The 23,506-nt window shown below is 61.8% G+C and carries 20 protein-coding genes; 9 read left to right on the forward strand and 11 right to left on the reverse strand.

The window, feature by feature from the left end; genetic code table 11:
- Positions 1-39: 39 nt before the first annotated feature.
- The 4 genes from rbfA (at position 40) to pnp (ending at position 4,354) form a co-directional block, all read left to right on the forward strand.
- A complete protein-coding gene (gene rbfA, locus DKK67_RS03375; protein ID WP_111494385.1) occupies positions 40-456 on the forward strand; it encodes a 30S ribosome-binding factor RbfA in 417 nt (138 codons plus the stop codon).
- On the forward strand, positions 453-1,361 hold the full coding sequence (gene truB, locus DKK67_RS03380) for a tRNA pseudouridine(55) synthase TruB (RefSeq protein ID WP_111494387.1): 909 nt from the start codon (positions 453-455) through the stop codon (positions 1,359-1,361). Before rbfA ends, truB begins: the two co-directional genes overlap by 4 nt.
- Positions 1,362-1,460: 99 nt before the next feature.
- Positions 1,461-1,730, forward strand: coding sequence for a 30S ribosomal protein S15 (gene rpsO, locus DKK67_RS03385; RefSeq protein WP_111494389.1), 270 nt, complete (start codon positions 1,461-1,463; stop codon positions 1,728-1,730).
- Positions 1,731-2,239: 509 nt separating this feature from the next.
- On the forward strand, positions 2,240-4,354 hold the full coding sequence (gene pnp, locus DKK67_RS03390; RefSeq protein WP_228160499.1) for a polyribonucleotide nucleotidyltransferase: 2,115 nt from the start codon (positions 2,240-2,242) through the stop codon (positions 4,352-4,354).
- A 126-nt stretch (positions 4,355-4,480) separates the two neighbouring features.
- Here the strand turns inward: pnp and DKK67_RS03395 are convergent, their stop codons facing one another.
- The 3 genes from DKK67_RS03395 to DKK67_RS03405 all read right to left on the reverse strand — a co-directional run bounded on the left by DKK67_RS03395 (position 4,481) and on the right by DKK67_RS03405 (position 7,756).
- A complete protein-coding gene (locus DKK67_RS03395) occupies positions 4,481-5,356 on the reverse strand; it encodes an alpha/beta hydrolase (RefSeq protein ID WP_111494393.1) in 876 nt (291 codons plus the stop codon).
- Positions 5,326-7,212, reverse strand: coding sequence for an Lnb N-terminal periplasmic domain-containing protein (locus DKK67_RS03400; protein ID WP_111494395.1), 1,887 nt, complete (start codon positions 7,210-7,212; stop codon positions 5,326-5,328). Before DKK67_RS03400 ends, DKK67_RS03395 begins: the two co-directional genes overlap by 31 nt.
- An 82-nt stretch (positions 7,213-7,294) precedes the next feature.
- The gene (locus DKK67_RS03405) at positions 7,295-7,756 is read right to left on the reverse strand and encodes a DUF3015 domain-containing protein (protein WP_111494397.1); all 462 of its coding nucleotides are present in this window, start codon (positions 7,754-7,756) and stop codon (positions 7,295-7,297) included.
- A gap of 345 nt (positions 7,757-8,101) precedes the next feature.
- Here DKK67_RS03405 and DKK67_RS03410 point away from each other — a divergent pair, with 345 nt between their 5' ends.
- A complete protein-coding gene (locus tag DKK67_RS03410) occupies positions 8,102-8,536 on the forward strand; it encodes a hypothetical protein (RefSeq protein WP_111494399.1) in 435 nt (144 codons plus the stop codon).
- Positions 8,537-8,629: 93 nt separating this feature from the next.
- Here DKK67_RS03410 and DKK67_RS03415 read toward each other — a convergent pair whose 3' ends face one another.
- The 6 genes from DKK67_RS03415 to DKK67_RS03440 all read right to left on the reverse strand — a co-directional run bounded on the left by DKK67_RS03415 (position 8,630) and on the right by DKK67_RS03440 (position 14,773).
- Positions 8,630-9,331: an ABC transporter ATP-binding protein gene (locus DKK67_RS03415; protein WP_111494401.1), complete on the reverse strand. Its 702-nt coding sequence runs from the start codon at positions 9,329-9,331 to the stop codon at positions 8,630-8,632.
- Between the two features lie 11 nt (positions 9,332-9,342).
- Positions 9,343-10,098 carry a high-affinity branched-chain amino acid ABC transporter ATP-binding protein LivG gene (gene livG, locus DKK67_RS03420; protein ID WP_111494403.1) on the reverse strand — a complete coding sequence of 252 codons (756 nt, stop codon included), beginning with the start codon at positions 10,096-10,098 and terminating at the stop codon, positions 9,343-9,345.
- Positions 10,091-11,383: a high-affinity branched-chain amino acid ABC transporter permease LivM gene (locus tag DKK67_RS03425; protein ID WP_111494405.1), complete on the reverse strand. Its 1,293-nt coding sequence runs from the start codon at positions 11,381-11,383 to the stop codon at positions 10,091-10,093. Before DKK67_RS03425 ends, livG begins: the two co-directional genes overlap by 8 nt.
- On the reverse strand, positions 11,383-12,309 hold the full coding sequence (livH, locus tag DKK67_RS03430) for a high-affinity branched-chain amino acid ABC transporter permease LivH (protein WP_111494407.1): 927 nt from the start codon (positions 12,307-12,309) through the stop codon (positions 11,383-11,385). Before livH ends, DKK67_RS03425 begins: the two co-directional genes overlap by 1 nt.
- A gap of 248 nt (positions 12,310-12,557) precedes the next feature.
- Positions 12,558-13,670 (reverse strand): branched-chain amino acid ABC transporter substrate-binding protein, encoded by a 1,113-nt coding sequence (locus tag DKK67_RS03435; protein WP_111494409.1) that lies wholly within the window; start codon positions 13,668-13,670, stop codon positions 12,558-12,560.
- 215 nt (positions 13,671-13,885) lie between these two features.
- Positions 13,886-14,773, reverse strand: coding sequence for a TPR end-of-group domain-containing protein (locus tag DKK67_RS03440; RefSeq protein ID WP_111496750.1), 888 nt, complete (start codon positions 14,771-14,773; stop codon positions 13,886-13,888).
- Between the two features lie 485 nt (positions 14,774-15,258).
- On the opposite strand from DKK67_RS03440, the gene DKK67_RS03445 reads away from it, so the two are divergent.
- Positions 15,259-15,768 (forward strand): MarR family winged helix-turn-helix transcriptional regulator, encoded by a 510-nt coding sequence (locus DKK67_RS03445; protein WP_111496751.1) that lies wholly within the window; start codon positions 15,259-15,261, stop codon positions 15,766-15,768.
- 243 nt (positions 15,769-16,011) lie between these two features.
- Positions 16,012-17,583 carry a methyl-accepting chemotaxis protein gene (locus tag DKK67_RS03450; protein ID WP_111494411.1) on the forward strand — a complete coding sequence of 524 codons (1,572 nt, stop codon included), beginning with the start codon at positions 16,012-16,014 and terminating at the stop codon, positions 17,581-17,583.
- A 308-nt stretch (positions 17,584-17,891) separates the two neighbouring features.
- Here DKK67_RS03450 and lon read toward each other — a convergent pair whose 3' ends face one another.
- Entirely contained in the window at positions 17,892-20,288 is a 2,397-nt protein-coding gene (lon, locus tag DKK67_RS03455) for an endopeptidase La (protein WP_111496752.1), read from the reverse strand.
- 242 nt (positions 20,289-20,530) lie between these two features.
- On the opposite strand from lon, the gene trxA reads away from it, so the two are divergent.
- Complete coding sequence (trxA, locus tag DKK67_RS03460; protein WP_111494413.1) at positions 20,531-21,394, forward strand: thioredoxin; 864 nt, start codon at positions 20,531-20,533, stop codon at positions 21,392-21,394.
- Positions 21,395-21,422: 28 nt separating this feature from the next.
- The gene (locus tag DKK67_RS03465; protein WP_111494415.1) at positions 21,423-21,749 is read left to right on the forward strand and encodes a hypothetical protein; all 327 of its coding nucleotides are present in this window, start codon (positions 21,423-21,425) and stop codon (positions 21,747-21,749) included.
- A 106-nt stretch (positions 21,750-21,855) separates the two neighbouring features.
- Here the strand turns inward: DKK67_RS03465 and DKK67_RS03470 are convergent, their stop codons facing one another.
- Complete coding sequence (locus DKK67_RS03470) at positions 21,856-23,232, reverse strand: KamA family radical SAM protein (protein ID WP_111494417.1); 1,377 nt, start codon at positions 23,230-23,232, stop codon at positions 21,856-21,858.
- Between the last annotated feature and the right edge of the window lie 274 nt (positions 23,233-23,506).

Consider the following 23,506-nt stretch of genomic DNA (forward strand, 5'->3'; position numbering starts at 1 on the left):
CTCAGGTTTGTGGTGGTGCCGAAACGACAGGGCGTAACCATGCCAAAAGAATTCAGCCGGGTTGACCGGGTTGCGGACCAGATCCAGAAAGAACTGGCCGTTATGGTCCAGCGTGAGATCAAGGATCCGCGTCTGGGCATGGTCACCATCAATGCCGTCAAGGTCAGCCGGGACCTGGGCTATGCCGACGTTTACATTTCGCTGCTGACCGCCGACGAGGTCACGGAAGACGATGAAAGCGTGCAGGATTCGCTCAAGGTTCTGCGTAAGGCGGCGGGCTTCCTGCGCAGCCAGCTCGGACGGGCGATGAAGCTGCGGGTGGTTCCCCAGCTGCGCTTCCACTTCGACACGCTGGGTGGTCAGAGCCGTCATATCGACAGCCTGATCGACCAGGCCATGGGCAAGAAGCCGGCGGTCGGACCGTCCGACGACGCCGACGAGGAGAGCCGGGATTGAGCCGGCGTCGTCGAGGCCGTGAGGTGAACGGCATCCTGGTGATCGACAAGCCCCAGGGTGTCACCTCCAACGGCGTTCTGCAGCAGGTCAAGCGGTTGTATGGCGCCGCCAAAGCCGGCCACACCGGCAGTCTGGACCCGTTGGCGACCGGGGTGCTGCCGCTTTGCTTCGGCGAAGCCACCAAGTTTTCCCAGCTGATGCTCGACAGCGATAAAGCCTACGTCGCCACAGGGCAACTTGGCGTGATCACCGACAGCGGCGACAGCGACGGCGCGGTGATGGCCGAGCGGGCGCTACCCGAAGGGCTGTCGCAGGCGGATCTGGACGCGGTGCTGCCGCGTTTCCGGGGGGCGATCGAACAGGTCCCGTCGATGTACTCGGCACTCAAGCACAAGGGGCGCCCGCTGTACGAGTATGCTCGCGAAGGCATCGAGATTGAGCGACCGGCACGGCCGGTGACCATCCATTCCCTGGAGCTGCTGTCGTTCGACGGCCGCCACTTCGACATTGCCGTGTCCTGCAGCAAGGGCACCTACATCCGCTCGCTGGTGGAGGACATTGGCGAGGCCCTGGGCTGCGGGGCGCACGTCACAAGCTTGCGTCGTACCGGCGCCGCGGGTTTCGGGCTTGATCAGGCGCACGACGTCGCCGAGCTGGAACGGATGCGCGAGGAAGGCCAGTCGCTGGACCCGCTGCTGGTTCCGGTGGACGCCGCGCTGGAAGCCTTCCCGAAAATAATGCTTCAGGATGAGCAGATTGTATCGATATTGAACGGACAACCCGTTAAAATGTCGGGTCACCCGCCGGGATGGGTTCGCCTCTACGGAGACGAGCGTTTTCTCGGATTGGGCGAGCAGTTGCCGGATGGTCGGGTTAGCCCGCGTCGTCTGGTGAAGCAGGCCTGAACGCCGTTAACGCTGTGTAGCGGGCGTCAGGTTTAGCCGGGCTGTAGAGATGCGCGGTTCGGCCGAATACGAAAGGCATCGCAAACCAAGAGGTGAGTTATGGCACTGTCTGCCGCAGAGAAGTCACAGATCGTCACTGATTTTCAGCAAGGTGAAGGCGACACCGGTTCCCCGGAAGTGCAGGTTGCACTGCTGAGCGCCAACATCGACAAGCTGCAGAATCACTTCAAGGCCAACAAGCAGGATCACCATTCCCGCCGTGGCCTGATTCGGATGGTTAACCAGCGTCGTAAGCTGCTGGACTACCTGAAGAAGAAGAACGCCGATCGCTACCTGGACCTGATCCAGCGTCTCGGTCTGCGTCGCTAAGAGACGACTGAGTCTTTGTCTGAAACGGCAGTGCGTCCCGGCCTCCGTTGTCTTGCAGCTCAGGCGTCCGCAAGGGTGCCGATGCTGAAAAGATGGAACCGGGTCCCTGCCGGTTCTGCCCGGAGAGCTCTGCTCTCCCGGCAGTCTATCTCGCCTTTCACGCTGCGCCGCAGCGAACACCGGATTCGGGGCTTTGGCCCGGGGATCCGGCGCAATGCCGACGCTGTCGGTCCTTGCCATGGGCCCGTCACGAACGACCGCCCTGTCGAGTATCGCCAGTCCCGCCGGCACAATTCGGTTATCGCAGGACATCCAGAGCTGTTTCCGACACCGGTCGGTGATGAAAGCCCGAACAATAGCAGGTTGTTGAAAGGCGCCGGCACTCTGGCGACGTTTTTCAACAGCCTGTTAGCTTTCAGTCCGGTAAGTCCCGACACTCTGACCCGCGAAGCCTCTGAGGGGAAAACGCCGCGTTTTCCGGAAATATGATTGAAAGTGAAGGAGTTACCGTGAATCCGGTAAAGAAATCATTTGAACTCGGTGGCAAGACAGTCACCCTGGAAACTGGACGCATCGCACGCCAGGCCACTGGCTCCGTGCTGGTCACTATCGACGACATCTCCGTGCTGGGCACGGTCGTGGCCCAGAAAGAGCCCAAGCCGGGCCAGCCGTTCTTCCCGCTGACCGTCAACTACAGCGAGAAGACCTACGCGGTGGGTAAGATCCCGGGTGGCTTCTTCAAGCGTGAAGGTCGTCCTTCCGAGAAGGAAACCCTGACGTCCCGCCTGATCGACCGTCCGATCCGTCCGCTGTTCCCGAAAGGCTTCATGAACGAAGTGCAGGTCATCTGTACCGTCATGTCCTCCAGCAAGACCCAGGATCCGGACATCGCCGGCATGCTGGCCGCCTCCGCTGCACTGGCCCTCTCCGGCGTGCCGTTTGAAGGCCCGGTGGGCGCGTCCCGTGTGGGTTACACCGACGAGGACGGTTACTTCCTGAACCCCACGTTCGAACAGTTGGAAACGTCCAAGCTGGACATGGTCGTGGCCGGTACCCAGGACGCGGTGCTCATGGTTGAGTCCGAGGCCCAGGGCCTGACCGAAGACCAGATGCTGGGCGCGGTCCTGTTCGCGCACGACGCCATGCAGACCGCCGTTACCGCTATCAAGGAACTGGCTGCCGAAGCCGGTCAACCGCGCTGGGAGTGGACGCCGGCCGAGGTCAACACCTCCCTGGCGGACGCGCTGGAGTCCGGCTTCAGCGACGCCGTCACCGAAGCCTACGGCATTCGCGACAAGATGGAGCGTTACAAGCGTCTGGGCGAAGTTCGCAACGACGCCGTCGAGAAGCTGGCCGGCGAAGAGGAAGGCCAGCCGTCCGAGGACGAGGTTAAGGCCTACTTCGGCAAACTGGAAAAGACCATCGTTCGTCGCCAGGTCATTGAAGGCAAGCCGCGTATCGACGGTCGTGACAACAAGACCGTGCGTCCGATCGAAGTGGAAGTGGGCGTGCTGCCGAGCACCCACGGTTCCGCCCTGTTCACCCGTGGCGAGACCCAGGCCATCGTGACCACCACCCTGGGCACCGCGCGCGACATGCAGATCATCGACGCGCTGGAAGGTGAGCGTAAGGATCCGTTCCTGTTCCACTACAACTTCCCGCCGTTCAGTGTTGGCGAGACCGGCCGCGTAGGCGCTCCGGGCCGTCGTGAAATCGGTCACGGTCGTCTGGCCAAGCGTGGTGTGGCGGCGGTCATGCCGACCGTTGAAGAGTTCCCGTACACCATCCGTGCGGTTTCCGAGATCACCGAATCCAACGGTTCCAGCTCCATGGCCTCGGTCTGTGGTTCCAGTCTGGCGCTGATGGACGCGGGTGTCCCCATCAAGGCACCGGTGGCCGGTATCGCCATGGGTCTGGTCAAGGAAGGCGAGCAGTTCGCGGTCCTGACCGACATCCTGGGTGACGAAGACCACCTGGGCGACATGGACTTCAAGGTCGCGGGTACCGCCGAGGGCATCACCGCCCTGCAGATGGACATCAAGATCACCGGCATTACCGAAGAGATCATGGAAATCGCCCTGGAGCAGGCGCACTCTGCGCGTCAGCATATCCTGGGTGAAATGGCCAAGGTCATCTCCGAGCCGCGCTCCACGCTGTCCGACCGTGCCCCAAGCATCACCAGCATGAAGATCCACCCGGACAAGATCCGTGACGTGATCGGCAAGGGCGGTTCCGTGATCCGCTCAATCTGCGACGACACCGGCGCCTCCATCGACCTGGACGACGACGGCAACGTCAAGATCTACGCCGACAACCAGGCCGCCGCCCAGGCCGCGCAGAAGCGCGTCATGGAGATCACCGCCGAAATCGAAGTCGGTGCGATCTACAAGGGCAAGGTTGAGCGCATTGTGGACTTCGGCGCCTTCGTCAACATCCTGCCGGGCAAGGATGGTCTGGTGCACATTTCCCAGATCGCCGAGCGTCGCATTGAGAACGTCACTGACGAGCTCAGCGAAGGCCAGGAAGTACTGGTCAAGGTGCTGGATGTGGACAACCGCGGTCGCGTGAAGCTGTCCATGAAAGAAGTGAAGGAAGGCGAGCAGCCGACCGAATTCGGCGCCTGATCCAGGCCCTGAATGAGAGAGCCGCCCCACGGGGCGGCTTTTTTGTGCCTGAAATCTACTGCCTCACCTGATCCAGGGGCGCAATAAACGTTCTTGCCCAGGTGCCTCGGCGTGGCCGCCGGGCCTCTACTCGCCTGAAGTGGTGCTTTCCTCGTTCGAAGCGGCCTCCTCAAGAAACGCCACCACCGCCTCCCGGTAGGCCGGGATCACAAACGTCGACGCGTGGGGCGTGTTGGTCTGCAGGAATTCCTTGGGCTGCTTCGCGGCCGTGTAGAGCGATGTGCCGTTGTGGAAGGGGATAATGCCGTCGCGCAGGCTGTGGATCACCATGACCGGCACCGGGCTGATTCGGTCGATGTGATCGACGCCTTCGTAGTCCCCCGGGATGGTCCAGCTCAGCGGCACCTGGAACAGCCAGGTGAGCCAGAAACTGTCGAGCTTTTCCCGGGCGATGGCGCGGAAACCGGCGAAGGTGCTGTCCAGCACGACCGCGGTCAAGGGCGGCTGTTCACCCCGGTCTTGCCATTCCGCGGCCAGCATCAGCCCCAGGCCGCCACCCAGGCTCTGTCCCAGCAGATAATAGGGCCCGGTGTCCGGTTGTTGCACCAGCCAGCGAAAGCCGGTCTCTGAGTCCGTCAGGGCACCCTCGATATCCGGTGCGCCGGTGGACTGGCCGTAGCCGCGATAATCGATCAGGAAGACGTTGTAGGCCTCCTTGGGCATCCAGGCCACGTTGAGCAGGTGGCTGCTCATGTTCTGGGCGTTGCCGTGCAGGAAGTAGACGGTACCGTGAGGTTCTCCCTGCGCCGGAAGCCACCAGCCGTGGAGCCGCTCGCCGTCGACCGTGTCCAGGTAAACGTCCCGGTACTCCAGGTTTAACTGGTCCGGCGTGATGTAGACCGTCTTGTCCGGATAGAAGAACAGACTCGAACAGCCGCCCAGCATCAGCAGCGGCAGGGCCAGCGAGAGCGTTAGAAGTACACGTGCAGTCCGGCGTGCCATTGGGTTTCATACCTGTCGAAGTGGTGTTTGCGCTGCCAGCCGGCGGTGAGACTGGCGGACGGATCCAGGTGCCAGGAAACGCTCGCGTAGCCGATGTCCTCGCGATGATGATCGCCGATCAGCCACGCCTTGCTTTTAACGCCTCCCATGATGCTTAACCGATGCCCCTGGTAGAGCCAGCCGAGATCGGCGCCGGGTGCTGTGTCGTAGCCCTTGTCCAGGTCATTGTCGATCTCCAGGTCGGCCGTTCCCATGGCGTAGAGCTGGCTGTTGGATGAAGTCGCCCAGCCGAAGCCGGCGCCGCCGTCCAGGTAGGGGGTGAAGACGCGCTTGCCCGATTCAATTTCCGTCCGCCGTCCGCCGAAGCCCACCTGCCAGGACAGTGGCGAAAAGAAGCGGTCGCGGACCGACAGCGAGCGGATTTCCACACCCACGAGTTGCTCCAGTTGTACTTCGTCATTGTCCGTGTAGTAACGGGTATCGAGCCGCAGGAACTGCAACTGGGCGCCCTGACGATAGCCTTCCGGTGGATCCAGCAGGTCGTGGTAGGCCGGCCGCAGGCTCAACTGAATGTAGTCGCGGTCTCCCTGCTGGCCAGCGGTCAGGCCGGCCCGGAACGTGTCGTGACCCTGGTCGTCGCGAATGGGCGGCTCGGCCGGCTGCTCCAGTGGAGGCGCGTCGTTGATCCGGCTGCGGGCCTTGAGCAGGTCGTAGGACAGGGGGGCGGCCCGGTCCCGGGGCCAGTCTTCTTCCTGCGCCTGATAGCGTACGTAGTCGTAGGTGGCGTCCAGCACGTGGGCCCGTGACTCGTCGGGCAGGGACTGGATGGCCGGTGCCGCCACAGTGCGCTCGCCGTCGGCCAGGTCAGCGGCCAGATCCCTTTCATCCGGGGGGAGCTGTTCCAGGTAGTGTTCGACGACGGTGGCGGAAGAAGGCCGGTAGTGGATCGACGCCACCAGATCGTGGTCGACCACCCAGCGTACCGTGTCGGAGGGAATGGCATGGGTGCCGACTTCGTCGAGCAGGTTGGTGCCGGGCCGGGCGACGTCGATCAGCGCCAGCAGGCGATAGGCGCAGTTCTCGTCGAAGAAGTAGTAGTCGAAATTCTTCTCGCGGATCTCCCACGCGTGGGCCAGCAGCATGTCGGTTTCTTCCGGCGTCAGGTTGAGCCGGTATTCCCACAGGTCCCGGTTCTCGATGTCCGAGTACAGGCGGATCTTTTCGTAATAGGGCTTCACCGAGGTGATGCCCGGATAGCCGCCGAAAATACCCCGGTAGGCGAACATGATCTCGCTGTCGTGGGCGGCGGCGTCCGCGGCGTAGGAAATGGTGCTGGCCAGCAACAGGTCCGCCTCTTCGTCGTTTTCCGTGCCGGGCGGATCCAGCCGCAGGAAGGTGTGCCCGAACATCGACGATGGACTGTTGAGGTAGGACGCGGCGAACACCAGGGTCACGGTTTCGGTGTTCAGTTCCTGGCGCCAGGTGTCGAAGGCCGGGCAGTCCGGCGTGTTCTGTGGCAGGTCCAGTTGCTGGCGAAGCCAGCGGTCCCTGGCCGGGAAGCGGCAGCGGGCGTGCTGGTCACCGTCGCCGGGTTGCTGGATGGCCGCCAAAGTGGCGCGCAGTTCGGCCTCCGGGGAATCCTTGCCGTCGACGCTGAGAAAAAAGCCGGCGTCATCGGCCTGGGAGGTGTAGCCGCTGCCCAGGGTGTCGGGGCGGTAATGGCCCAGGGTGAGCCAGGCCGGATCCTGGGCGAGTTGATCAAGGGGCGGAGCGGCCAGGGCAGACGAAGCCAGAAAGGCCGTTGCGATCAGGGCCAACAAACGGGGCCGTGGCCCCGACAGCGAATGTCGTTGCATGCGATCTCGGATCGGTGGTGCTTGGGAAATAGCTGTGCTGTGCGCCGTCCCTGGCGCGAAGGGCTATCCCTGCAGGTCAGGATCAGGCGATGTACTTGCCGAGGGTCTCATGCGACTCCAGCAAGGCCACGATGGCGGACACCGCTTCATCCGAGGTGGTATCGGAAGATGGGAAAATGGTGGCGAAGTTGTCCTGCATCAGTTGGCGGAAGGCCGGACGATCGGCTTCGTCGACTTTCAACAGAACCGCCAGGGTATCGAGGTTTTCGCCTTCGCCCCGGGACATGTCACGGGCAATCTTGTCGATGTTGTTATCCATGTACATGGCCATCGACTGAACCGATTCGTTGGTGTTACAGCCCAGGGTTCCGGTGGTCATGCCGAAGGTCTGGTTACCGAGCGTGCCGTTGGTGGTCGCCGCGAGAATGTGCGGGGCCATCCCCGACTGCCCCTTCCAGATCATGGCGCCGACACCACAGCCCGGCTGTGCGAAAGCGAGGCTGGAAGCGCCCAGAAGCATGGCTCCTGCGATAATTTTTTTCATGGTCCAACTCCTTGTCGTGCTTGCATCGATGTGAAAACAACGTAACGGCCCTGACGTGGTTCTCCTGACGTTGTGCCTTTGCGGGCAACGTCGTGCTCGTCCCGGTTCTCGAACGCCGGGGCTCGGCCTGACCGTTCAACAGAGTATAGACAAGTTTTGGTAGACAGCGACCCGTCCGGGCCTCAATTGACTGATTGTTCAGATAAAAAATGAACACAGTGATAACATATATTCCAAAAAGATCTAAAAACTAACTTTATATTTATTATTTGTAATATGGGTGTCACTCATTTATAGTTGCGCCCGCCACGATGGCTCACATATCACACACGGAGAGAAGTAGTCGTGAAAAAAGTACTGATCGCTTCAAGCCTGGTTCTGGCAGGCGCACTGTCTGGTTGTAGCTCCATGAACGTCAGCTCCAACCCGGTTCCCCTGTCCGGACACGTAGACACTGACCTGAAAGCTGACATTGATGTTGGCGAGAAGATCACTGGCCATTCCTCTGCGACCAAGATCCTGTTCTTCACCGTTGGTGGTGAATCCGAATACGCCGACGGCGTTGCATACGGCGCCGGCGCTGGTGGCGGTTCTCCGCTGGCCATGCTGGACGCGGTTGCTCCGGTTAAGGCCGCTGCGGCCTACAACGCCATCAAGTCTTCCGGTGCCGACGTGATCGTGGCTCCGCGTTACACCGTCAAGAAGACGGACTACCTGGTTTACGGCACCATTGACGTAACCGTTGAAGGCTACAAGGGCACCATCAAGAGCGTTCAATAAGCGCGGGTGTCTTCCTTCATGAAAAAGCCGGGCCCAAGGGCCCGGCTTTTTTGTGCCTGACGATCACGGCGCCCGGAGGGGCGCCGGCGGGTTCTAGCCGCCCAGATAGGCTTTCTGCACGTCTTCGTTGGCGAGCAGGTTGGCGCCGGAGTCTTCCAGCCGGATACGGCCCGTCTCCAGCACATAGCCGCGGTCGGCCAGCTTCAGGGCCTGCTTGGCGTTCTGCTCCACCAGGAAGACGGTGATGCCTTCATCGCGCAGGGTGCTGATGATGTCGAAGATCTGCTTGATGATCAGCGGCGCCAACCCCAGGGAGGGCTCGTCCAGGATGATCATGCGGGGTTTCGACATCAGGGCGCGGCCGATGGCCAGCATCTGCTGCTCGCCGCCGGACATGGTGCCGGCGCGCTGGTTGCGGCGTTCCTTTAGGCGCGGGAAAAGCTCGAACACGTGGTCCTGGCTCTTGCGGATCTCCGCCTTGGTATTGAAGAAGCCCCCCATATGCAGGTTCTCTTCCACCGTCAGACCGGGGAACACCCGGCGGCCTTCCGGCACAATGGCGATGCCCGACCGCATGATGTCGGAGGTGGGCTTGTGGGTGATGTCCTCGCCCCGGAACAACACGCGCCCCGAGCTGGCCTGCGGATCGCCACAGACAGTCATCAGCAGCGTCGTTTTGCCCGCCCCGTTGGCACCGATCAGGGAGACGATCTCGCCTTCCTTGACCTCCACCGAGACGCCGTGCAGCGCCTCGATCTTGCCGTAGTGGGTATGGATGTTTTCAAGTACCAGCATGGTTGATCCTTTTACTCCTCGCCCAGGTAGGCCTTGATCACGTCGTCGTTCTGCCGGATTTCCTCGGGCGTCCCACTGGCCAGCGGTCGGCCCTGGTTGATGACGTTGATGCGGTCGGAAATACCCATGACGAGGCTCATGTCGTGCTCGATCAGGACCACGGAGACGCAGTAGTCTTCCTTGAGGCTGATGATCAGCTCGTTGAGTTGCCGGGTTTCGTTGGGATTGAGTCCGGCGGCCGGCTCGTCGAGCATCAGCAGCTCCGGCTCGGTCACCATGCAGCGGGCAATCTCCAGGCGGCGCTGCTGGCCGTAGGCCAGGTTGCCGGCATCGCGGTTGGCCATCTCCGTCAGGCCGACCCGCTCGAGCCAGTAGGCGGCTCGCTCCAGTGATTTCTCTTCACGCTTGCGGTAGTCCGGTGTTTTCACCAGGCCGGCAAACAGGTTGGTGTTCAGGTGACGGTGCTGGGCGACCAGAAGGTTTTCCACCACCGTCATTTTGCTGAACAGCCGCACGTGCTGGAACGTGCGAACCATGCCCATCCGCGAGATCTTGTAATCCGGCTTGCCCTGGATCTCGCGCTCCTTGAACTTGATGGTGCCGCCGGTGGGGCGATAGAACCCGCTCAGGCAGTTAAACACCGTCGTTTTGCCGGCCCCATTGGGGCCGATGATGGACACGATCTCGCGGTCACCCACGTCCAGGGACACCTGGTCGACGGCCAACAGGCCGCCGAAACGCATCGACAGGTCGCGTACTTCAAGCATGGTCAGTCACTCCCGCTTCCTGCTGTTTGAGTTTGATGTGGACCCGGGTCATGGGCAGCAGGCCCTGCGGGCGCCAGACCATCATCAGCACCATGGCGGCGCCGAAGATCAGCATGCGGTATTCGGAGAATTCCCGTGCCAGCTCGGGCAGGATGGTGACCGCGATCGCGGCGAGGATAACCCCGAGCTGCGATCCCATGCCGCCCAGCACCACGATCGCCAGAATGATGGCGGATTCGAGGAACACGAAGGACTCCGGACTGATAAAGCCCTGCTTGGACGCGAAGATGGTACCGGCGAAGCCGGCAAAGAAGGCGCCGATGGTGAAGGCGGAGAGCTTGACCGCGGTACGGCTCAGCCCCAGGGAACGGGCGGCGATTTCGTCTTCGCGCAGGGCTTCCCAGGAACGGCCCACCGGCATGCGGATCAGGCGGCGGATGACCACCAGCGTGACGACGGCGAGGATCAGTGTGATCAGGTACAGGTAGATCACCTTGTCCATGCTGTCATAGGGTAGGTTGAACACTTCATGGAACGAGGTGTTGCCTTCCTCCTTGACGCGCCGGCCGAACTCCATGCCGAACAGCGTCGGGTCGGGGATGCCGCCGATCCCGTCCGGTCCGTTGGTCAGGTCGGTCAGGTTGTTCAGCAGGATACGGATGATCTCCCCGAAGCCCAGGGTCACGATGGCGAGGTAGTCACCCCGCAGGCGCAACACGGGGAAACCCAGCACGAAACCGAAGGCCGCCGCCAGGATTGCGCCGAGGGGCAGCGCCATCCAGAAGGAAAAGCCGTAGTACTGGGACAGCAAGGCAAAGGTGTAGGCGCCCACCGCGTAGAAAGCGACGTAGCCCAGGTCCAGCAGGCCCGCCAGGCCCACGACCACGTTCAGGCCGAGGCCCAGGATGATGTAGATCAGCACCAGCGTGGCGAGGTCGACGGCGCCGCGGGAGGCGATAAACGGCCAGGCCATGGCGCCCAGCACGATCACGATCAGGGCAATGCGCTCGATCGTCAGTTTCTTTTCCTGGGGCATCGGCGCGCGGCCGGCCATCGGGTTGATCGCCTTGGCCTGGCCCAGGGCTCCCATAATCGCAGGACGAAACAGCTGGAACAGGAAGACAATCAGCACCGCGATGGCGATGCCGATGTAGGTCTGGGTTTCGGCACCGGTCAGCTTAACGCTGATGCCCTGTGCCTCCAGGTTCAGGCCCAGGATGGGATAGGAAATAATCAGGGTAATGAATGCGCAGAACAGCGCATGGCGGAAATTCTGTGCAACCATCAGATCTTCTCCACTTCCGGTTTGCCGAGAAGGCCTGTGGGCCGGAACAGGAGGATGAGGATCAGCAGCCCGAACGACACCACGTCTTTGTACTCACCGCTCAGGTAGCCGGACGTGAAACTCTCGCCCACGCCCAGTATCAGCCCGCCGAGCATGGCCCCGGGAATACTGCCGATGCCGCCGAGTACAGCGGCGGTGAACGCCTTCAGGCCGGCAATGAAACCAAACAGCGGGTCGATCGACCCGTAATACATGCCCAGCAACAGACCGGCCACGGCGGCCAGAGAGGCCCCGATCACGAAGGTGGCGGCGATGATGCGGTTGGTGTCGATGCCCAGCAGGTTGGACATCTTGCGGTCCTGGGACACGGCGCGACAGGCGCGGCCGATGCGGGACCGGGAGATGAACAGGGACAGCCCGGTCATGCAGACCAGGGTCACCACGAAGATGGTGAGCTGCATGTAGGTCAGTGTGGCCTGGAAACCGTCCTCGCTGCCGCCCAGGGTGACGCCGCCTTCGATCAGCAGGGGGAAGCCGATGTTGCGCGAGCCCTGGGCCAGGTGAACGTAGTTCTGCAGGAAGATGGACATGCCGATGGCGGAAATCAGCGGAATCAGGCGGTGTTGGCCGCGGACGGGGCGGTAGGCGACGCGTTCGACGGCCCAGCCCATGGAGCTGGAGACGATGATGGCGCAGATCAGGGCAACGAGCAGGACCAGGGGAATCCAGGCGGGGCTGGTGACCGCCAGGCCGGTGATGACGATCAGCGAGACGTAAGCGCCGATCATGTAAATCTCACCGTGGGCGAAGTTGATCATGCCGATAATGCCGTAAACCATCGTGTAGCCGATGGCGATCAGGGCATACGCGCTTCCTACCGTCAGCCCGTTGATGAGCTGCTGGAGAAAGTACAGAACGTCGTGCATTTTTTTGAAACTCCGAAAATGAAAAACCCCGGTTGGCGATCACGCGACGCAAAAGCCCCTGTTGCCACAGGGCTTGCGGCCATCACGTCCATGTATCGCAGGTCACTGGCTGGCGTCGCCGGCGACTTCCCAAACCGGGGTTCCAAAAAAACACCTTCCCCCTCGTGAGGGGAAGGTGTCCTCAGAGAGGCGTGACCATTCGGGTCGTCCTCTCTTGCTCACAACTATTACCGATTTTTAATCGTTAGTTATTCTACCGGAGTTTTGCTGCCATCTGAATGCCATTCGTAGACCACGAAGTCGAATGACTTCAGATCACCGGCCTGATCGTATTCGACTGTACCGATGGGGGTCTCGTAGCTGCCGGAGCGCAGGGCCTCGGCAACGTCAAACGGATCCGTGGAGTCGGCCTGCTCGATGCCATCGGCAATCAGCTGAACGGCCGCGTAGGAGGTGAGGACGAACGGGCCGGAGGGATCTTCGCCCTTGTCCTGGAAGGCTTTGACCAGCGCCTGGTTCTCGGCCTTTTCGTCGAAGCTCGGGGGCAGGGTCACCAGCAGGCCTTCGGCGGCGTCGCCGGCGATGGTGTTGATGTCCTTGTTACCCACGCCTTCAGGGCCCATGAACTGGGCGTCGAGGCTGGCCTGCTGCGCCTGGCGCAGGATCAGGCCCAGCTCCGGGTGGTAGCCGCCGTAGTAGACGAAGTCGACGTTGGCCTGCTTCAGTTTGGTGACCAGGGAAGAGAAGTCTTTCTGGCCGGCAGTGATGCCTTCGTACATCACCACGTTGACGCCGTCGTCCTCCAGGGTGGATTTGACCGCGCTGGCGATGCCTTCACCATACTGCTGCTTGTCGTGGATGACCGCGACGCGCTCCGGGCTCTGGCTGGCGATGTAGTTGGCCGCAACCGGCCCCTGCATGCTATCCAGGCCAATGGTGCGGAACACCAGTTCGTAGCCGCGCTCGGTGATGGCCGGGCTGGTGGAAGCCGGGGTCACCATGAGGATGCCTTCGTCCTCATAAATGTCGGACGCCGGCTGGGTGGAGCTGGAGCACAGGTGGCCAACCACGAAGCGCACGCCTTCGTTGACCATGTTGTTGGCGACGGTGACGGCCTGTTTCGGGTCGCAGACGTCGTCCTGCTCAACGGCGACCAGTTCCTCGCCGTTGACGCCGCCGTTGGCGTTGATCTGCTCGATCGCCATACGCGCGCCGGAGAATTGCATGTCGCCGTACTGGGCAACGGCGCCGGTCATCGGGCCGGCGATGCCGATCTTGATTTCCGCGTTGGCGGCTCCGGTGGCCATCATGGCGAGTGAAGCGCTAACCCCGACCGCAAGTTTACTCAGCTTGGTTTTCATTTTGGTCTGTCCTGCCTTGCTTTCTGAGAACATTTTTTTGGTGTTTTTTCAGCCGTGCCGAGCCATTGGGAGCACGGCGATGCAACAAACAAACACCACCCGTTCTTCGTTGTCAAGAAATGGAGCGGGTCGCCGAAAAAGCCGGAACCGGCAGCGACCCGGGCGTGAAGTCCTGACAAGTGGTCGGGATCATAAGGCAGGGTTCATGCCAGGATTCAGGACTCGGTCGGACCGCTCTCCGATTCCTCCATATCCTCGGGGTGGACCAACTGGCGGAACTGGTCGAAATCGTGGAGCGGCGCAAAGCTCGGGTCGACCGAGGCGTCGTCCCGGTAGGCCTCGGAAATGTCGATGGCGGCGGACAGGCTCTTGATGGCGTCCTCCCAGCGGCCGATCTCGGCATAGGCGCAGGCCAACTGGTAATGCGGGTGGCCGTTGTCCGGCGCCAGCTTGAGTGCCCGCAGACAGAGGCTGATGGCCCACAGCGGCTCGTTCAACTCGAGCACGGCGTCGGCCTTGTAGCTCAGGGCTTCCACATCGTCTGGTCGTAGATCGAGAATCTGGTCGTAGACCGCAATCTTGTTCTGCTGGGAGGTTTCCTGACTGGCTTTCAGCCACAACGAATGCACTTCGTTGGTGCGTTCGATCTCTTCCTGGTTGCGGTTGATGATGTCCGATTTCTGCTGCAGCTGCTCTTCGATGAATTTGAGTCGCTGCTCGTATTCCACCACCAGCTCATTGACCCGCTTCTCGGCCACGCTGGCCAACTGGTTGCGCATATCCCGGATGGAGTTCCACCCGATGACCACCAGAATGGAGGTGGCGCCGGCGATCAGGTAGAAGAAGTAGGTCACCGTGTCGGTGGCGTAGGACATGGTCTTGTCGGCGACGGTGAGTTCCTTGTCCACCACCTTCTCGATGAGTTCGGCCCGGGTGCTCTGGATCTCGGTACGCAGGGTCTTTACTTCATCCAGCAGGTAACGCTCGACGAATGGGTTGTAGAGGGGCTCTTCCAACTGGTCGATGCGTTGCCGAACGTCGTCCGCGTCGGCGCCGGTCGGGCCCTGGACCTGGTTCGCGCCATTGCCGGCCGGAGGCGTCATGTCCTGCGCCTGGATAGGGCCCGCCGTCAGTGTGAGGGCCAGGGCGAATAGCCGGCCGAGTGCGCTCCTGGTGAGGCGTGACAGCACCGCGTAGGACGGCAAATGGCTGCGAGTGCGATTGTTTTGAAGCATAAAGGTTTCTAATCCCTGCGGTCTTGTTTGCTTACGGGCTTCGCGTTGAGTCCGGGCAACCGAATAGTGCCTCACGACGGGGCTTGAGGCAAAGGTTCGCGTCATGAGTGATTAGACTTTAAGCGGTCAAATAGTTAGAGTTATAAGTATTGAAGAGCGGCCAGCCTCAACCCTGAAACCGAATCTCTGGCGTTTTAGGGCTCTGTAGGGCAGAACGGGCGTTGCCATTCTCTTCATATCGTTTTTGCAGAGCCGGCGATGTAGTGGAAATGTCTGATATAAAAGCTTTGTACTCGAAAAACATGGAGCACTATAATTTCGGCCTCGCCGAATCGGCAGCGTGGGAAATCTTCATGAACAACTACGAGCAGGTGCTAGTCGCTCTTCGGCGCGTGATTCGCGCGACCGATCTCCACTCCAAGCGCCTCAGCAAAAACGCCGGATTGACGGCGCCGCAACTTCTGATCATGCGGACGATCCGCGATCTGGGGCAGGTCACTATTGGCACCATCGCCGACAAGGTTAGCCTCAGTCAGGCCACCGTGACCACCATCCTCGACCGTCTGGAGCATCGCAAGCTGGTGTACCGGGTGCGCAGCACCGCGGACAAGCGCAAGGTCCATGCCCACCTGACCGAAGACGGTGCCGAATTGCTGGCCCAGGCTCCCCAGCCGCTGCAGGAAGACTTCATCCAGAAGTTCCAGAGCCTGCACGAATGGGAGCAGAGCATGATCGTGGCGTCCCTGCAGCGGGTCGCCAGCATGATGGACGCCGACGAGATCGACGCCTCCCCGGTGCTTGATGTCGGGCCGATCAACCGTGAAGACGGGTGGAAGGCCAAAAAAAAGCAGTCGGCCAGCTAATCTAATCCGTATGGTTGCCGATACGAGGGGAAAGCGTATCGGCCCCGCCTCTCTCTTCCTGCAACAAGAACCCTGAGCGGGTCGTGCTGTTCGTGGCCGAGCCTTCAGCCGCTACCAGCTCGGCGTCCCGATACGCCATCCATAAACCGGAACTGCGGAAACACCCCTGGCCAACGTCTATAGTGGCTACACAGGTACCGATGGATCCGTACTTGGCGTAACGTCAGAAGGACATGAACTCCTATGCGAAAGAATCTCCCTGTCACCCAGCGTGAAGTCCGCATGTCGGACGGTGGTCGCCTGATCACCACCACCAATGCCAAAGGGGTTATCACCTACTGCAACGACGAGTTCGTCGACATCAGCGGCTTTTCCCGGGAAGAGCTGGTGGGGCAGGCCCACAACATCATCCGCCACCCGGATATGCCGCCCTCCGTGTTCAAGCATATGTGGGACACCCTGAAGGCCGGCCGCGCCTGGATGGGCGTGGTCAAGAACCGGTGCAGGAACGGCGACCACTACTGGGTCAGCGCCTACGTCACACCGGTGCGTGAAAATGGTCAGATGGTGGGGTACGAGTCCGTGCGCACCGCACCCACCGAGGACCAGAAGCGTCGAGCCGAGGAGCTCTATCGCAAGCTCAACGCTGGCAAGAACGGCGTGATCAAAATGGCCAACCTGCGCAACGTGTTCATCGTGGCGCTGCCATTGCTGGTCTCCCTGATCGCCAGTGTGGCGGCTCTGCACTGGGCATCGCCGGGCTGGGCCACGGCGGTGGTGATTATCGGTCACCTGACGGCCGGCTTTACCCTGCGCGGCATGATCGATAACCGGATGAAGTCCCTGGTCGATCTGCGCGATGATGCCTTCACTGACCCGCTCATCGCCATGACCTACACCGACCAGCGCGGCCGTTTTGGCGAGCTGGCGATGCTGCTGATCAGCGAGGAAGCACGGCTACGCACCGCTCTGGCCCGGATCGAGGACCAGGCCGGCATCCTGGCCGGCCATGCCTCCACCAGCCACAAGGCCATCAGTGAGGGTTCCGAGTACATCGCCAGGCAGCGTTCGGAAACCGACCAGACGGCCTCGGCCATCAACGAGATGACCGCATCGATTCACGAAGTCTCGGAAAACGTCACCCGCAATGCCCGGGAGGCGGAGTCTGCCAATGAGCATGCGGCGCAGGGTGCGGAGTTGTCGCGCCAGGCCCTGCAGGCGATCGAGAGCCTGGTCGAGCGGGTCCACGAAGTGGGCAACGCGGTGGAGAAGCTGGGTCAGTCCACCGACAGCATCGGTGAGGCCGCTGACCTGATCAGTGACATTGCCGAGCAGACCAACCTGCTGGCGCTGAACGCCGCCATCGAGGCAGCCCGCGCCGGTGAGCAGGGCCGCGGCTTTGCGGTGGTTGCTGACGAAGTGCGTTCGCTGGCGGGCCGCACGCGGGAGAGCACGACGCGCATCCACAGCGTCATCGAGGATTTCCGCAAACAGGTCGGCACCGCGGTGAGCGCCGCGCGCGACGGCGAGGTCGTGGCCGGTTCCGGTTTGGACAGGGTGCGCGAGGCGGAGCGTGCGCTGGGTGAGATCGTCGATGGCATCGGGCGCATCACCGATCGCTTCCTGCAGATGTCGGCGGCGGTAGAGCAGCAAAGCCAGGTGTCTGAGGAGATCAACCGGCAGGTGGTGAACATCGCCGAGCTGGCGGACAGCAGTACCGATCGGGCGCAGACGGCGGACAAGGTGAGCGAGGAGCTGATGCGTTTCTCGGGCGGTCTGCGCGATCTGGTGGCGCGTTTTATCGGGCGCCGGTAAGGCGTTCGGGGTCCCGGCACTGAACGGGGCCTTTCCCTTCTGTCTTTTCGTTCTGGAGGATCATCGGCCCGGGTGTCGGGGCGTGATTTGTCTCCGGCCACACCTTTTCTTTGGGCATAAAAAAAGGCGCCTAAACCAGGCGCCTAATGGGCTCTTCTCAGATGACAGGAATTCGACGCGAATGCGATGAATCCAATGATTAGAAGTATAGGTATGTGCCCCGTTTTGAACCATAGTGGATTGCGCGTACGGGTGTTCCGACTCCGTGTAACCCACTATTCATGCGGTCTGAGGGGGAGCGATCCATATCAGTGCACGCTCGCGCCGCGACGAGGCTTGTGTGCAAAACAAATCGAGTAGACATCGGAGAAATGTTTCGCGAAATGCACATTGAGCCCCTCCTGCAAATAGTCCGGTAGCTCCTCGTAATCGCCCCGGTTGGCTTCCGGCAAAATCAGGGTGCTGATCTTCTGGCGCCGGGCCGCGATGACCTTCTCGCGGATACCGCCCACCGGCAGCACCTGACCGGTCAGGGTCAGCTCGCCGGTCATCGCCAGACCCGCCTGGGGCGCCTCGCCCCGGGCGATGGACAGCAGGGCGGTGGCCATGGTGATGCCGGCGCTGGGGCCATCCTTGGGGGTGGCGCCCTCGGGCACGTGCAGGTGCACGAAGGACTTGTCGAAGAACGCCGGGTCGCCTTTGTAACGTTTCAGGTTCGAGGAGACGTAGCTGTAGGCGATCTCCGCCGACTCGCGCATCACGTCACCCAGTTGGCCCGTCAGCTTGAAGCCACGCTGGCTGCTGTGGATGCGCGAGGCCTCGATGCTGAGTGTCGCCCCGCCCATCGCGGTCCAGGCGAGGCCGGTGACCACGCCTGTGCCCTTGAGCGCCTTTTCGCGTTTGAAGTGGGGCTGGCCCAGGAAATCAGGCAGGTCGCTGACGCCCACCTTCACCGGCTGGTCCGGCTCGTCGAGCAGCCTGACGATGCCCTTGCGCACGATCTTGTGCAGCTGTTTCTCCAGGTTGCGCACCCCCGCTTCCCGGGCGTAGCCCTCGACCACCTGGCGGATGGCCGCGTCGCTGATGTTGAGCTGCTTCTTCTTCAGGTCCGAGCGCTTGAGCAGCCGCGGCAACAGGTGGTGCTTGGCGATCAGCACTTTCTCCTCGGTGATGTAGCCGGACAGGCGGATGACGTCCATACGGTCGAGCAGCGGCCGCGGAATGGTGTCCAGCTGGTTGGCGGTGCAGATGAACAGGGTCTTGGACAGATCCATGCGCACATCGAGGTAGTGGTCGAGGAAATCCTTGTTCTGCTCCGGGTCCAGGGTTTCCAGCAGGGCCGATGCCGGATCCCCCTGGAAAGACGCGCCCACCTTGTCGATCTCGTCGAGCATGATCACCGGGTTGTCCACGCCGGTGTCTTTCAGGGCCTGCACCAGCTTGCCGGGCATGGCGCCGATGTAGGTGCGCCGGTGTCCCTTGATTTCCGCCTCGTCACGCATGCCGCCCAGGCTGAAGCGATAGAACTGTCGCCCCAGTGCGTCGGCGACCGAACGTCCGATGGAGGTCTTGCCCACGCCGGGCGGCCCCACCAGCAGGACGATCGAGCCGGCGACCGAGTTGCGGAAGGTGCCCTCGGCCAGGAACTCGACGATGCGGTCCTTCACGTCTTCCAGGCCATCGTGGTCGCGGTCCAGGATCTTGCGGGCGCGGTCCAGGTCAAAGTGATCCTCCGACGACTGGCCCCAGGGCACCTGGGTCAGCCAGTCCAGGTAGTTGCGGGTGACGCCGTACTCCGGCGAGCCCTGTTCCAGCACCGACAGTTTCTGCAGCTCGTCGTCGAAGCGTTCCCGCACATGCTCGGGCGGGTTCAGCTCGTCCATGCGCGCCTGGAAACGCTCCACATCGGCGGTCTTGTCGTCCTTGGCCATCCCCAGTTCACGCTGGATGACCTTGAGCTGCTCACGCAGGAAGAACTCGCGCTGGTGCTTCTGGACTTTAGTGTTCACCTCTTCGTTGATTTCCGCCTGCAGGCGCGCGACCTCCTGCTCCTTGCGCATCAGCAGCAGCACTTTCTCCATGCGTCGCAGGAGGGGCACGGTGTCGAGCACGTCCTGCAGCTCCGGACCCTTGGCGCTGGTCATGGACGCGCCGAAGTCGGCCAGTGGTGAGCTGTCGTCCGGCCCGAAGCGGGACAGGTACTGCTTGACCTCCTCGCCGTAAAGCGGGTTGCTGCGCAGCAGCTCCTTGATGGCACTGATGATCGCGAGGGTATAGGCCTTGAGTTCGTCGGCCTCTTCCTCCGGCTCCTGTGGGTAACTGACTTCCACCAGGAACGGCGGTTTGCGCCGTAGCCACTGGACGATGCGGAAACGCTGCAGGCCCTGGGCGATGAACTGCACCTTGCCGCCTTCGTGCTGAACCTGGTGGGTGCGCACCGCGCAGCCCATGATTTCCAGGTCATCGCTGTCGGGAATGTTCGCTGACTCATCGGAGTCGACAAAGCAGAGGCCCAGAACCTGGTGGTCCGTCTCCTTGACCCGCTTGAGGGTTTCCTGCCAGGGATCCTGATTGACCACGACCGGTTGCACCTGGGCGGGGAAGAACGGGCGATTCTGGACCGGCAGCAGGTACATGCGCTTGGGCATGACCTGTTGGGTCAGGGCAAGGCTCTGTCGGTTCTCGTCCTTGCCGATGTACTCCATGCTCTCTTCCTCGTGGTGGCTATCGGTCTTGATCACGCTGCATCCTCGTGTGATTGGCTTCAGGACTCTTGCCAAATGGCTTATTCTCCGTATGTAACGGCGTCTGCCGGAAATTCAAGCAGGTTTGCGGTAATCGCCGGTTGCGAGGTGGCTGCGTCTTGAATTCGCGCTGCTGAACACCATAGTAGACATCTGTCGCCAATACCCCTGATATCGATCGAACACCGGAACAAGGTTTTCCTATGAGTGAGTCGCCCTACGTTTTCGAAGCCACCCTCGACAATTTCCAGGACAAGGTCATGCAGGCCTCCGCGCAGACGCCGGTGCTGGTGGACGTGTGGGCCGAGTGGTGCGCGCCGTGCAAACAGTTGATGCCGGTGCTGGAAAAGCTGGCGGAAGAGTTCAAGGGCGCCTTCACCCTGGCCAAGGTCAACGCCGATGAGCAGCAGGAGCTGACCGGTCACCTGGGCGTGCGCAGTCTGCCCACGGTGCTGCTGGTCAAGGACGGCCAGGCGGTGGATGGCTTCAACGGGGCGCTGCCGGAAAGCGAAATCCGCAAGGTGCTGGAGAAGCACGTGGACGCGCCTGAGGAAAATCCCCATGACAAGGCCAACCGGCTGTGGGAAGAGGGCGACCTGGATAGCGCGCTGGCGATCCTCACCGAGATGAACCAGGCCGATCCGGAAGACACCGCGGTACTGATTGATCTGGCGCAGATCAAGGCGGAACTGGGCGATACCGACACCGCCCAGCAGATCCTCGACAGCCTGGCGCCGGAAGACAAGATGCAGCCCCACGCCCGGCAACTGGCGGCGCGTCTGAAGTTCATGGAGCAGGCGGGACAACTGCCGCCGGTGGCGGAACTGGAAAAGCGTCTGGAGGCTGATCCCAGGGACTGCGACGCCCTGCACCAGCTGGCGCTGCAGCACGTGATCAAGGAAAACAACGCCGCGGCCATGGACCTGCTGGTGCGGCTGATGCAGGCCGACGCCGGCTACAAGGACGGCATCGCCAAGACGACACTGGTGGAGCTGTTCGACAAGCTCGGCAATGCCAACCCGGACGTGCGTACCTACCGCCGCAAACTCTACACCCTGATGCACTGAGTCGTCGGGGCGCAGCGGCTGGCCCGTCATGCTGAAACTGCCCCCGCAACCGGACTGCTGTGAGCTGTGCGACCGCCCGGTCGCCCAGCTCACGCGTCACCACCTCATCCCCCGTCGCCTTCACGGCAAGAAGCGTTTCCAGAAACTGTTCAGCCGCGAAGACATGATCACCCGCACCCTCTGGGTCTGTCGCCCCTGCCACAACGCGATCCACGGCGCCTGTTCCGAGCACGAGCTGGGTATGCACTACAACACCCGCAACAAGCTGATGCAGTTGGATGAGTTACGCACCTTCGTCGACTGGCTGAAGGACAAGCCGGAAGGATTTGTACCCAAGCGCCAGCGGCGGGGTTAAGGCTTGAGAATCCCGCAGACCCTGTAGCCTGAATGGGCTTTTCACATCGGCCGCCCACAAAAAAGCCGGGCACAGGGCCCGGCTTTCGGAGCGCGCGGCGAACGGCTTAACCGTTGCCCTTGCGCATCGCCTCGTACTCGTCCTCGAAGAAGAATTTCTCCTCCCCGAAGGCCGGCTCCAGCTCGTGCAGCCAGGTGGCGGTATCGCTGTACTTGGCGAAGAACGGGCGCTGTACCCAGTCCGGGTTGCGGCCCTGCAGGAAACGCAGCACGAACACCTTTTCGCCGTGGATCTCGGCAATGCCCTGGACTTCCACCTTGCCCGGGCCCGCGCTCATGGAGGGGCCGCGCGCGGTGCGGCCCAGGCCGGACACGTTCTTCATGGCTTCGCGATAGATCTCGTAGGCTTCCGCCAGTGGCAGTTCGAAGTAGTTCTTGGCGCCGGTGTCCCGCTCCACGAACATGTAGTAGGGGATGATGCCCAGCTGCACCTGTTTCTTCCACATCCTGGCCCAGGCATCGGCGTCGTCGTTGACGTGCTTGATGATCGGGCCCTGGGCGCGAATCTCGGCACCGGTGGCGCGGATGCGGCGAATTGCTTCCTCGGCGATGTCGGTGGTGATTTCCTGCCAGTGGTTGTAGTGGGCCATGACCGCCACGTGTTTGCCGTTCTCGACCAGGCGCGCGAACAGGTCGATCAGCTCGGCGGCGTCCTTGTCGGTCACGAAGCGGTACGGCCAGAAGGTCAGGGCCTTGGTGCCGATGCGGATGGTCTGGATGTGATCGAACTCCGGCTCCAGCAGGGGCTCCAGATACTGCACCAGGTTCTTGGTCTTCATCACCATCGGGTCGCCGCCGGTCATCAGCAGGTCGGTGACCTCGGTGTGCTCGCGCAGGTAACCGTGCAGTTTCTCGGCGTCGGTGCTGGCCATTTTCAGGTCCTTGTCACCGACAAACTGCGCCCAGCGGAAGCAGAAGGTGCAGTAGGAATGGCAGGTCTGGCCCTGGGACGGGAAGAACAGCACGGTCTCGCGGTACTTGTGCTGCAGGCCTTCGAGGGCCTCACCGTCCAGCTCCGGCTGATTCATCTGCATCTGGCCGGCCGGGTGCGGGTTCAGGTCGTCGCGGATTTCCTTGGCGACCGCCTGGATCTCTTTCTTGTCGGCGCCGCTGCGGTGCATCTCCGCCATGCGCTCGTAGTGCTCGGGCTTGAGCATCTCGCGCTGGGGAAAGACCAGCTGGTAGAGCGGATCATTGGGCACCTTGTCCCAGTTGATCAGCTCGTTGATCACGTACTCGTTGACCCGGAAAGGCAGGACGCTGGAGACGACCTTCATCTCGAACAGGGTGTCTTCCGGCAGGGACTGGATGGCTTCGATTTTGTCCAGTTGGCGGTCGGTGTAGACCTGGAAGCGGCGCTCCTCGAATTCCACCGTGGGAATGCGGGCGGAGAATGTTTCAGGGGCGTTTACAACGGAGTTCATAGGCCTCCCTCTCTCGTATTGGATCGATTCCGGTGCTTCTGCGGCGCCGGTCATGACAATTCAGGGCAGGGAGGGGCGTGAACGCGGATGGGTGCGTCCCCGTGACGTGGTATTCCTGTTGTTGGTAACCCCTCCTTTTGCCCCGCCTGAAAATCGGGGAGCGGAGTATAACCAATCGGGATTTTATTTTCAGGTCTAATTAAATTGCGCGTGCAAACAGGTGCTTGGCGGCATGCTCTGTTCTCAATTCAATGGAAAGGCCGCGAAATTGCAG

This window comes from Marinobacter bohaiensis (genome assembly GCF_003258515.1).
Lineage (GTDB): Bacteria > Pseudomonadota > Gammaproteobacteria > Pseudomonadales > Oleiphilaceae > Marinobacter_A > Marinobacter_A bohaiensis.